This window comes from Xenophilus sp., assembly GCF_044462705.1.
Taxonomy (GTDB): Bacteria; Pseudomonadota; Gammaproteobacteria; order Burkholderiales; family Burkholderiaceae_C; genus Xenophilus; species Xenophilus azovorans.
The window spans coordinates 1-10,548 of the sequence record NZ_JBIQNC010000172.1; the positions used below are offsets into that span (position 1 = coordinate 1).

Sequence of the window (10,548 nt, forward strand, 5' to 3'; positions counted from 1 at the left end):
TTCGAGAAAGCTCAAGAAGCTTAGGTCGGTGTCAACGGAACCGGCAGCAGCCCACAGTTCCTCTCGTCGTGAGCGCATGCGCCTTCCAACGATGTTCCGCGGCTGACGGAGATCCAGTCGGTGCGCTCGGCATGCGCTTCAACGTCTCGAGCTCCTTCAGTCGCAGGGCGACGGGTTGCCTTCCATCACCTTGACCGCATTGAGCGGCGAGCGCGTCGCTGCGGTCTCATCGCGGCGACGCATTGCGTCGGTTCGTCCGACCTGCCGGCCTCGACCACCTGCGCGAGGATGACCTGCATCCCGCCGGGCAGCACGATGTCCTTCACGTCCACGCCGTCGAGCAGCGCCAGGCCGCAATTGGCCAGCTCCGAGCCCACGCGCGGACGCGACCGCACTCATCCGACGCGAGGGTGCGTCTTCTCGGACAGGAAGCGGAGCCCTTCTATGGCGTCCGGATTCTCGAGCGCACTGAGGTCGCCGGGGGAGAGACCGCAGAGCACATTGCGCACCACACGTCGCATGATCTTGCCGTTGCGGGTCTTCGGCAGTTGCCCGACGATGTGGATGCGCGCGGGGCGGAATGGCTTGCCCAGCGCCTCTTCGATGCGCCGGCCTGCCGCATCGGCGACCCCGTCGCCAGGCAGATCGCGCGGAACGATGCACAGCACGAGCTTCTGCCCCTTGACGGGATCCGGCAGCCCGACCGCCGCGGCCTCGCGGACCTCCGGCAATTCCAGCACCGGAGCCTCCACCTCCGCAGGCCCCACGCGCTTGCCCGCGATCTTCAGCGTGTCGTCCGCACGTCCCAGAACGTAGAAGTGGCCGTCCGCATCCCGCGAGACCAGGTCGCCGTGGCTCCATCGGCCGGGCCGCTGCGTCCAGTAGCTCTCGAGATAGCGCTCCGGCTCTCCCCAGAAGCCGGCCGTCATGCCGAGGAACGGTGCGCCGACGACCAGTTCGCCGGTGCCCGTCGCCAGCCTGCTCCCGGCTTCGTCGCCGACATAGGCATCCACGCCGGGCGATGCACTGTTGAAGCCGCAGGGCTTGATGGGCCGCACGGGCACGTTCGCCAGCAGCGCGCCCGAGGCCTCCGTGCCGCCGGTGTAGTTGATCACCGGCAGGCGACGCCTTCCGAATGACGTGAAGAACCAGTCGAAGTGCTCGGGGTCGATCACCTCGCCGGCCAGGATCAGCACGCGGAGGCTCTCGAGGGGCTCCTGTGCGAAATCAGCGCCCGATGCCGCGAGGCTGCGCACGAGGGTGGGCGCGGCGCCGAAATGCGTCACGCCGTGACGCCGGATCAGTTCGGCCATCCGCGTGGGGCCGGGAAAGTCGGGCGCACCGTCGTAGCACACCAGCCCGGCGCCGCGCGACAGGGCGCCCACCGTGCTGATCGGCCCCACGATCCAGCCCATGTCACTCGGCCACAGCCAACGGTCGCCCGGCCGCAGCTCGAAGTGGTAGGCACAGTCGTGCAGGATCTTCAGGGGAAAGCCCCCGTGTGTGTGCACCGTGCCCTTGGGCCGGCCCGTGGTGCCGGAGGTGAACACGATCATGAACGGGTCATGCGCGGCCATGCAGCGCGGCCCGTCCAGCGCAGCGGCCGTCGCCAGTTCGGCCCAGGCGTGCGAGGGGCCGTCCACACTGCTGCCGTCCCCGTCCACGATCAGCCGCAGGCCCGGACACTGCGCCTGGATGGCCTTCAGTGTCCCGGCCATGCACACCGTCGCGCCCCGTCGCCGATAGGACGCGCTCGCCACCAGGAACTGCGCCTGCGCCAGTTCGAGCCTGGTGGCGGCCGCGGCGGCGCCGAAGCCGCTGAACAGCGGCACCGCGATCGCGCCCAGCGCCGAGAGGGCCAGCAGCGTGGAGACGGCCGGGATGCCCATCGGCATCATCAGGCCGACCCGCGTCCCGTGGCCGATGCCCAGTGCGGCCAGACCGCCGGCCAGCCGCAATACCAGCGCCTGCAGTTCGCGGTAGGTCAGCGTCCGCGCCTGGCCGTCTTCCGCTTCCGCGATCACCGCCGCGGCATCGGCGGGCCGGGCCTGCGCACGCCGAAACACGTTGTCGACCCAGTTGAGTTCGCCTCCGGGAAACCAGCGAGGACACTCCGGACCGCCCTCGCTCAGAGCGCCGGGCGGCGTGCGCCAGCCAAAACCGAGATGCCTCATCACGGTCTGCCAGTAGCGGGACGGCGAGGTCAGCGAGATCGCCAGCAGATCCTCATAGTCCTGCGCGCCGAGCAGGCCGGCGAGCTCGCCGATCAGTGTGCGGTCGCGCCAGTCGGCGGGGGGATGCCATACCGGCTGCAGAGCTGTTTCCTGCATGGGGTGCTCCTGCCGGTCAGCGGGTGTCGCTCGAGGCGGCTCCGATGCCCCGGAAGCGCGGCGTCCGCTTTTCCCTGAATGCGTTCGCGCCTTCCTGCGACTCGGCGGTGGCGTAGTACAGGGCGAGTGCCTCGAAGCCCAGTGCGCCGATGGCGCGGATGCTCTCCGAGTCGGCGTTGAAGGACCGCTTGGCGATTGCCAGCGCGGTGGGGCTCTTGGCAAGAATCTCCCGGCACCAGCGCTCGACCTCGGCATCGAGTGCCTCATGGGGTACCACGGCATTCACCAGTCCCATCTGCAGCGCCTCGCTGGCCGAGTAGCGTCGGCACAGGTACCACATCTCGCGTGCGCGTTTCTCGCCCGCGATGCGCGCCAGGTAGGCCGTTCCGAAGCCGGCATCGATCGAGCCCACCCGGGGGCCGACCTGCCCGAACACGGCCTGCTCGCTGGCGATGGCCAGGTCGCACACCGTCACCAGGACATTGCCCCCGCCGATCGCGTAGCCTTGCACGCGCGCTATCACCGGCTTGGGGACGTCGCGGATCAGGCTCTGCAACTCGTCCACCGGCAGGCCGATGGTGCCGCGTCCGCCATAGTGGCCGCCTCCCGGCTGCGCATGTCCCGCCTGGGCGGCGGATTGGTCGCCGCCGACGCAGAAGGCCCGGTCGCCGGCGCCGGCGAGCACGATGACCCCGATCCGGCGGTCCCAGCCGGCACGGCCGACGGCATGCAGCAGCTCTTCGACGGTCTGGGCACGGAAGGCGTTCAGGACCTGAGGCCGGTCGATGGTGATCGTCGCGATGCCGTCCTGCTCGTGATAGAGGATGTCTTCATAGTTCATTGCGGTACTCCGTGTGAAATGGCTGCCACGCGGGCGCCGTGGAAGCGGACGATGTCGCCGGGGCGGATGTGCAGCAGCAGGTCCTCCCGTCCGCCGCCTGCGGCCACCGTCTCCTGCGGCCGCCGCATCAGCGCCTCGTCGACGACGACCCTCGGCGAGCCGGGGAAGGCGATGGGCGCGACTCCGCCGGGAGGATGCCCGGTCTGCGCGCGGACCTCGTCGGCCGTCGCGAAGCGCAGCGGCCCCATGCCCAGTGCCGCGCTGACGAGGCGCCGCACCAATCGGCGGTCTCCTGGCATGACGACAACGGCATAGGCGTCGTCGTCGGTCAGTACCATCGTCTTGGCGATGCGCGAGACAGGGCATCCGAGCAGCCTTGCCGCGGCCTCGGCGGTGGGCGCCGGCGCCTGCAACTGCTCGATGCGTGCCTCGATGCGATGGCGCCGCAGGACATCCTCGATCGCCGCGGGCGCCGGCGGCGGCTGCAGGGTGGGCGCGTTCACAGCGAGGCTTCCAGTGCGCCCAGCGCGGCGTCCAGCCCTTCCAGGCCTTCGTCCAGCTCGCTCTTCGAGATGACGAGGGGCGGGGCGACGATCGTCACGTTGTAGCGGCCGTAGGCGTGGACGCCGCGTGCCAGCAATGCGCCGTAGAAGGTCCTCATCGGCGCCGAGCCGCCGGGGTGGTGCCAGGCCACCAGCGGTTCGCGGCTGACGCGATCCCGGACCAGTTCGAGAGCGAACAGCGCGCCCATACCGCGCACGTCGCCGACCACCGGATGCTTCGCCTGCAACTCGGCCAGGCCCGCGCGCAGCCAATCCTCGATCTGCAGGGCCCGCTCGAAGAGACCCTCCTCCAGGTACACCTTGAGCGCGGCCAGCCCGCCGGCGACCGCGAGCACGTGGCCGGCGTGCGTGTGGCCCACGTCGAACAGCATCGTGTCGAAGTGCCGGGCGATGCTCTCGCGCACCAGCACGCCGCCCAGCGGCGTGTACGAGGCGCTGGCGCCCTTGGCAAAGGAGATCAGGTCCGGCATGACCTGCAGCCGCGTCGCGGCGAAGGCCGCGCCGGCGCGGCCGAAGCCGGTCATGATCTCGTCGAAGACCAGCAGGATGCCGTGCCGGTCGCACAGCGCACGCACGCCCTCGAGGTAGCCCGGCGGGTACACCACCACGCCGCTGGAGCCGGTCATGGGCTCCATCAGGATGGCCGCGAAGTTCTGCGCGCCTTCATGAGAGAGCACCTGCTCGAGATGCTGGAGCGCGCGCCTCGTCTCTTCCGCCGGGTCGGTGCTGAAGAAGGGGCTGCGGTAGGGATAGGGCGCGAAGAACTTGATCATGCCCGGCAGCGCCGGAAACGGATCGCGCCAGCGGTCCACGCCCGTCATCGAACTCGCCCCGATCGTGCCGCCGTGATAGGAGCGGTAGGCGGTCAGCACCTTCGGGCGGCGGGTGATCTGGCGCGCGATCTTGATCGCGTCGTCATTCGCTTCTGCGCCGCCGCATGCGAAGTGGACCCGCAGGCCTTCGCGCCATGGCGAAATGCTGTTCAACAGCTCCGCATATTCCGCACGGACGTCGTTGAAGTAGCTGGAGGCGACCCAGCACATGCGCTCGGCCTGCTCCTGTATGGCGCGCACCACCTTCGGGTGGCCATGCCCCAGGGAGACGGCGACGTAGCCGCTGGCCAGGTCCAGGTAGCGCTTGCCGTCGCGATCGAAGAAGTGGCAGCCCTTGGCATGCGTGATCACCGGCGGGTTCAGTCCTCCCTGCACGGCCCAGGGCACCAGCACCTTGCGGTAGGCGGACGGCAGGTCCGCGTTGGCCTGGCCGTGGATTTTCAGATCCATGTTGACTCCATGTGACGATTGGCTCAGCATGAATGAGCCTTCAATTCGGAAGTCACGGAGACTATGGCTTGGAGACGGGTCGAGACAAATGAAAGCTTTGACTGCTAAGGCTCAGTTAAATTGAGGCAATGGCCAGACAGTTGCCCCCCATGCTTTCGGTGCGCGCCTTCGAGGCGGCGGCACGCCATGCGAACTTCGCGCGCGCGGGCGAGGAGCTCTGCGTGTCGGCCGGCGCGATCGGGCACCAGGTGCGCCTGCTGGAGGAGTGGGTGGGTCGGGGCCTGTTCGTGCGGGGCGCGCGCTCGGTGGAATTGACCGAACTGGGGCGCCGCTATTTCCTGGAGGTGCGCTCCCTGCTGGAGGAACTGGAGCGTGCGTCGCTGTCGCTGCGCAACGCCGCGGACGATGCGGAAGTCACCGTCACGGCCATGCCTTCTTTCGTCACCCGCTGGCTCATGCCGAGGCTGGGCCGGTTCAGGACGCTGCATCCCCGGATCGAGGTCCGGCTGCTGGCGTCGGTGCCGCCGGTGGATTTCGCGAAGGACCGCGTCGACCTGGCGATCCGGCTGGGCGCCGGCGCCTATGCCGGCTTCGTCTCCGAGGCGCTGCTGCCGGAGACCTTCCATGCGGTCGTGCATCCTTCACTGCAGGACGGCCTGAGGAAGCCGCGGGACGTGCTGCAGTGCACCTTGCTGCACGACGAGTACGAGACGCGGATCCCGGAGCAGATGGACTGGCCGCGCTGGTGCGCGGCCCAGGGCCTGGGCGTCGCCGCGCAGCGCCTGCGCCAGGGGTTGAGGTTCTCGCACACGTACCTGACGCTGGATGCGGCCGCGGCGGGCCAGGGCGTGGCCGTGGCATCCGATGTCCTGGCAGGGGATGCCGTGGCGCAGGGGCTGCTGGTGCGGGCGCCGGGCGTGCCTGTCGAAGGCCCCTACAAGTACCACCTGGTGCATCCCCGCACGTCGGCCGACAGGCCGCAGGTCAGCGCCTTCTGCGACTGGCTGCGACAGGAGGCGGCGAACTTCCGGAGAACAGCAGGGGCTCCACCTGCCTGAGCAGGCGCTCGGCGAAGTCGTTGTCGATCGGCGCGTGCTCGAACAGAAGCCGGTACCACAGCGGGCCGAACAGCAGATCCAGGATCAACTCGTGATCCAGGCCGGCGGGAATCTGGCCCGTGGCGACGGCATGCTGCAGCAGATGTGAGCCTGCGGCGCGGCGCGGGGCCACGACACGCTCGCGCAGCAGTTCGGCCGTCACGGGGTCGTACTGGCCTTCGGCGACGAGCGAGCGCAGGATGCTGCGCCACAGCGGATTCTGCAGACGCTCCACCGTGTCGAGCAGATAGCGCTTCAACTCCGAGCGCAGCGAACGCGCGTCGACGGTGATGACCTCCGGAAGGCCCTCCATGTACAGCTCGATCAGCAGCGCGCCCTTGGTGGGCCAGCGGCGGTAGATCGATGCCTTGGATACCCCCGCGGCCGAGGCGACCTGCTCGATGGAAAAGCGCGACTCGCCCTCGCGGTTGAGCAGCGAACGCGCTGCCTCGAGGATGGCCTGATGCGTCTGCTGGTTGCGCGGCCGGCCGCGTACCGGTTCGGTGGTCTCTGGAACGGGCGGGGTCATGCAGTCCATTGTTCCAGATTGACATACGAAACGTGCCGTTTTATATTTATAAACGATACGCGTCGTATCGTATTTTGAGTCTGGCATGTTCATGCTTCGTCTGCGCGTGGTGCTGGCCACGGTTCTTCTGGCGGTTGCGGGAGCCGCAGCCGCCGTTCCCTTCAAGTGGGCATCGCAGGACGATGCGACCACGATGGACCCGCATGCCTTCAATCACGGCATGACGCTCACCGTCCTGAACCACATCTATGAAGGACTGGTGCGGCGCGACAGGGACATGAAGATCGAGCCGGCACTCGCCGTGTCCTGGACGCAGCCGAGTCCCAACGTGTGGCGTCTCAAACTCAGGAGCAGCGTCCGCTTCCACGACGGCACTCCGTTCACCGCGGAGGACGTTGTCTTCTCCATCCGCCGGGCGATGTCCGCGGGCTCGGACATGAAGGTCTTCGCCGCCTCCATCTCCGACGTGAAGGCGCTGGCCGAGGACGCCGTCGAGATCGTGACCGACGTGCCGAACTCGGCACTGCTCCAGTCTCTGCCGGAACTGCGCATCATGTCGAAGGCCTGGGCCGGAAAGAACGGCGCCACGGAGCCCGCCGACATGCGGCAGAAGAAGGAGAACTTCGCCACCCGCAACGCCAATGGCACCGGTCCCTACAGGCTCGCCCTGCGCGAGCCCGACGTGAAGACCGTGCTGGTGCGCAACGAGCAGTGGTGGGATACACCGAAGAACAACATCACCGAGGCGACGCTGGTGCGCATCAGCTCCGACGCGACGCGTGTCGCTGCGCTCTTGTCCGGCGAGCTGGATTTCGCCTATCCGATCCCGCTGCAGGACATTCCCCGCGTGATTGCGGCCGGCGCCTACAAGGTGCTCCAGGCGCCGGAGATCCGCGTGATGTTCCTTTCCATGGACCAGGCGAGCAAGGAGCTGAGGTATTCCAGCGTCAAGGGCCGCAATCCCCTGCAGGACCGGCGCGTGCGGCTCGCCATGTACCAGGCCATCGACGTCCAGGCGCTGGCCGAGCGCGTGATGCGCGGCTCCGTGCTGCCTACCGGCATCCTGATCGCCCGCGGCGTCAACTCGGTGGACCCGTCGATGGTGGAGCGCCCCTATCCGCATGACGTCGCGGCGGCGCGCCGGCTGATGAGCGATGCCGGCTATCCGAAGGGTTTCGACCTCACACTGGACTGCACCAACGACCGGTACGTGAACGACGACCAGGTCTGCGTCGCTGTCGCGGCGATGCTGGCCAGGATCGACGTGCGGGTGAAGGTCAATTCGATGCCGGCCGCGCAGTTCTTCCAGAAGGTCGGTGCAGGCGACAGCAGCTTCAACTTCTTCGGTTACACGCCATCGAACCTGGACGCCTACAACAGCATGGCGGTGCTGATGCACAGCAACGACGGCAAGGCCGGCCAGTGGAACGCGGGCCGCTATTCCAACGCCGAGGTCGACCGGCTGATCGCCGACGTGCTCAAGGAGATGGATCCCGATCGCAGGACCCGGCTGGTCACGCAGGCCCTGAAGATCCATCGGGAGGACGTGGGCCACATACCGCTGTACCAGCAGGGCCTGGCATGGGGAATGCGGCGCAACGTCGACGCGGCCATGCAGATCGACAACCGCGTCAACCTCAACTTCATCCAGGTGCGCCAGCCATGACGGTGTTCCTCGTTCGGCGCCTGCTCGGTGCGGCGTGCGTCCTTCTGTTCGTCTCGCTGGTCGCCTTCTGCATGTTCCGCTACGTCGGCGACCCGGTGGCGCAGATGCTGGGGCCCGACGCCAGCGTGCAGGATCGCGAGCAGTTGCGCGGCGCGCTCGGCCTCGACAGGCCGATGCTCGCCCAGTTCGGCGTGTTCCAGGCGCAGTTGATGCGCGGCGAGCTCGGCGTCTCGCTCCGGCAGGGCCGTCCGGTGCGGGACATCCTCGCCGAGCGCATCCCCGCGACGCTGGAACTTGCCGGTGTGTCCGCCGTCCTGGCAGTCGTCGGCGGGCTCGTCATCGGCGTGTACTGCGCCGTGCATCCGCAAGGCATGGGCAGCCGGGCGATGATGGCGCTCTCCCTGGCCGGCGCCTCGCTGCCGACCTTTCTCATCGGCATCCTGCTGATCCTGGCCTTCTCCGTCACCGCAGGGTGGCTGCCCTCGTACGGACGGGGAGAACTGCAGGCCATTGGATGGTGGCGTTCGGGGTTGCTGACGGTGGACGGATGGCGGCACATGCTGCTGCCCGCGCTGACGCTGGCCGCCTTCCAGCTCGCGCTGATCGTGCGGCTGGCGCGCGCGGAGATGATGGAGGTGCTGCGCAGCGATTTCATCAAGTTCGCCCGCGCCCGCGGCATTCCCGAGCGGACCATCCGCTATGCGCATGCGCTGCGCAACGCACTGCTTCCCGTCGTCACCGTCATCGGTCTTCAACTGGGCAGCATCGTCGCCTTTGCGCTCGTGACCGAGACGGTCTTCCAGTGGCCGGGCCTGGGCGCGCTGTTCGCCGAGGCCGTCGCCTTCGCGGACATTCCCGTGATCGCCGCCTACCTGTGCTTCGTCGCAGCCCTTTTCGTCGTCATCAATCTCGTGGTGGATCTGGCCTACAGCCGGATCGATCCCCGACTGAAAGCCGCAGGATGAGCCAGGCCCGTGCTTCCGATCGGAATCTCATCGACTCGATGCGCGTTCACCAGGGTGAGCTCCAGTCGCTGCGCAGAGCCATCCATGCCGATCCCGAACTCGGCTTCGAGGAACGGCGCACCGGGGACAGGATCGAGGCCTACCTGCGCGCGCTCGGCCTGCCCGTGGAGCGGGGCATCGGGCGGACAGGGCTCGTCGCTGTCATCGAGGGCCATCGCACCGACAGCGGCGCCACCATCGGCCTGCGCGCCGACATGGACGCCATCCCCGTCCACGAGCTTGGAACGGTGCCCTGGCGCTCCTGCGCGCCGGGCCGGATGCACGGCTGCGGGCACGACGGGCATTGCGCCATCCTGCTGGGCGCCGCGAAACATCTCGCCGGCACGCGTCGATTCAACGGGAAGGTGTTCCTCTATTTCCAGCCCGGCGAGGAGGGGCATGCCGGCGCCAGGGAGATGATCCGCGACGGGCTGTTCGAGCGCTATCCCGCGGACCGCGTCTTCGCGCTGCACAACTGGCCTTCGCTGCCGGCGGGTGTGATCGCCTTCAATGCGGGGCCCATGATGGCGGCCATCGACCGCTTCTCCATCCACATCGAAGGCAAGGGCGGCCATGGCGCGCATCCGCACCAGGCGGTCGATCCGATCCTGATCGGCTCGCAGATCGTGTCGATGGTGCACACCATCGTCAGCCGCAACGTCGATCCCCTGCACGAGGCCGTGATCAGCTTCCAGTCATTCCAGTCCGGCGCACCCGAGGCGCTGTCCGTGATTCCTTCGGCGGCCACGCTGCACGGCATGGTGAAATGGTTCAAGCCGGAGGTCCAGCGCGTGCTGCGCTCGCGGCTGATCGAGACGGCCGAAGGTGTCGCCCGTGCCATGGGTGCGGTGGCGAGCGTCCGGTACGAGGACCTGTACCCGCCGACGGTCAACGCGCCGGCGGAGGCGGCGCTGCTGGAGCGCGTGGCGCGGCGGGTGGTCGGCGATGCCAACGTCATTGCGGACCTGCTTCCCAGCATGGGATCCGAGGATTTCGCTTTCATGCTGATGGAGCGCCCCGGCGCCTACTTCCGCCTCGGGCAGGGAATGCAGGAGGGCCGCTTCCTCCATCATCCCGAGTACGACTTCAACGACGAGACGATCCCGGTGGGCAGTGCGATCTTCGCGGCGCTGGTGGAGGAGGCGCTGCCGCTGTGATGAACGCTTCCACAAGTGCCGTGGCCCGCTGGTACGACAGCGACGTTGGCTACAGTTTCCGCACGTCGCCGGTGGCGA

At 68.2% G+C, this 10,548-nt stretch carries 9 protein-coding genes and 1 pseudogene; 4 read left to right on the forward strand and 6 right to left on the reverse strand.

The features are described 5' to 3' along the window. Nucleotides 1–20: 20 nt before the first annotated feature. The 5 genes and pseudogenes from ACIY1X_RS20455 to ACIY1X_RS20475 all read right to left on the reverse strand — a co-directional run. A pseudogene (locus ACIY1X_RS20455) lies at nt 21–332 on the reverse strand (hypothetical protein); the annotation flags it as partial. A gap of 63 nt (nt 333–395) precedes the next feature. Continuing rightward, a complete protein-coding gene (locus ACIY1X_RS20460; RefSeq protein WP_399684098.1) occupies nt 396–2,330 on the reverse strand; it encodes an AMP-binding protein in 1,935 nt (644 codons plus the stop codon). 16 nt (nt 2,331–2,346) lie between these two features. Continuing rightward, the gene (locus ACIY1X_RS20465; protein ID WP_399684100.1) at nt 2,347–3,171 is read right to left on the reverse strand and encodes an enoyl-CoA hydratase-related protein; all 825 of its coding nucleotides are present in this window, start codon (nt 3,169–3,171) and stop codon (nt 2,347–2,349) included. After that, entirely contained in the window at nt 3,168–3,674 is a 507-nt protein-coding gene (locus tag ACIY1X_RS20470) for an aminoacyl-tRNA deacylase (RefSeq protein WP_399684103.1), read from the reverse strand. The genes ACIY1X_RS20465 and ACIY1X_RS20470 overlap by 4 nt, the downstream gene beginning before the upstream one ends. Then, nucleotides 3,671–5,017 (reverse strand): aminotransferase class III-fold pyridoxal phosphate-dependent enzyme, encoded by a 1,347-nt coding sequence (locus ACIY1X_RS20475; RefSeq protein WP_399684106.1) that lies wholly within the window; start codon nt 5,015–5,017, stop codon nt 3,671–3,673. Before ACIY1X_RS20475 ends, ACIY1X_RS20470 begins: the two co-directional genes overlap by 4 nt. Before the next feature lie 149 nt (nt 5,018–5,166). Between ACIY1X_RS20475 and ACIY1X_RS20480 the strand changes: the two genes are divergently transcribed. Continuing rightward, nucleotides 5,167–6,075 (forward strand): LysR substrate-binding domain-containing protein, encoded by a 909-nt coding sequence (locus ACIY1X_RS20480; RefSeq protein WP_399684109.1) that lies wholly within the window; start codon nt 5,167–5,169, stop codon nt 6,073–6,075. Here ACIY1X_RS20480 and ACIY1X_RS20485 read toward each other — a convergent pair. Next, nucleotides 6,002–6,643 carry a TetR/AcrR family transcriptional regulator gene (locus tag ACIY1X_RS20485; protein ID WP_399684112.1) on the reverse strand — a complete coding sequence of 214 codons (642 nt, stop codon included), beginning with the start codon at nt 6,641–6,643 and terminating at the stop codon, nt 6,002–6,004. The genes ACIY1X_RS20480 and ACIY1X_RS20485 overlap by 74 nt on opposite strands. Before the next feature lie 85 nt (nt 6,644–6,728). Here ACIY1X_RS20485 and ACIY1X_RS20490 point away from each other — a divergent pair, with 85 nt between their 5' ends. From ACIY1X_RS20490 to ACIY1X_RS20500, 3 genes are read left to right on the forward strand one after another with little or no spacing between them, the layout of a single operon-like run. Further along, entirely contained in the window at nt 6,729–8,309 is a 1,581-nt protein-coding gene (locus tag ACIY1X_RS20490) for an ABC transporter substrate-binding protein (protein ID WP_399684115.1), read from the forward strand. Beyond that, nucleotides 8,306–9,274: an ABC transporter permease gene (locus ACIY1X_RS20495; RefSeq protein WP_399684118.1), complete on the forward strand. Its 969-nt coding sequence runs from the start codon at nt 8,306–8,308 to the stop codon at nt 9,272–9,274. The genes ACIY1X_RS20490 and ACIY1X_RS20495 overlap by 4 nt, the downstream gene beginning before the upstream one ends. After that, complete coding sequence (locus ACIY1X_RS20500; RefSeq protein WP_399684120.1) at nt 9,271–10,470, forward strand: M20 aminoacylase family protein; 1,200 nt, start codon at nt 9,271–9,273, stop codon at nt 10,468–10,470. Before ACIY1X_RS20495 ends, ACIY1X_RS20500 begins: the two co-directional genes overlap by 4 nt. Nucleotides 10,471–10,548 lie beyond the last annotated feature (78 nt).

Bases quoted from the DNA above. Each gene is read 5' to 3' on its own strand.
- ACIY1X_RS20460 (WP_399684098.1), bottom strand. From the start codon at position 2,330: ATGCAGGAAACAGCTCTGCAGCCGGTATGGCATCCCCCCGCCGACTGG.
- ACIY1X_RS20465 (WP_399684100.1), bottom strand. From the start codon at position 3,171: ATGAACTATGAAGACATCCTCTATCACGAGCAGGACGGCATCGCGACG.
- ACIY1X_RS20475 (WP_399684106.1), bottom strand. From the start codon at position 5,017: ATGGATCTGAAAATCCACGGCCAGGCCAACGCGGACCTGCCGTCCGCC.
- ACIY1X_RS20480 (WP_399684109.1), top strand. From the start codon at position 5,167: ATGCTTTCGGTGCGCGCCTTCGAGGCGGCGGCACGCCATGCGAACTTC.
- ACIY1X_RS20485 (WP_399684112.1), bottom strand. From the start codon at position 6,643: ATGACCCCGCCCGTTCCAGAGACCACCGAACCGGTACGCGGCCGGCCG.
- ACIY1X_RS20490 (WP_399684115.1), top strand. From the start codon at position 6,729: ATGTTCATGCTTCGTCTGCGCGTGGTGCTGGCCACGGTTCTTCTGGCG.
- ACIY1X_RS20495 (WP_399684118.1), top strand. From the start codon at position 8,306: ATGACGGTGTTCCTCGTTCGGCGCCTGCTCGGTGCGGCGTGCGTCCTT.
- ACIY1X_RS20500 (WP_399684120.1), top strand. From the start codon at position 9,271: ATGAGCCAGGCCCGTGCTTCCGATCGGAATCTCATCGACTCGATGCGC.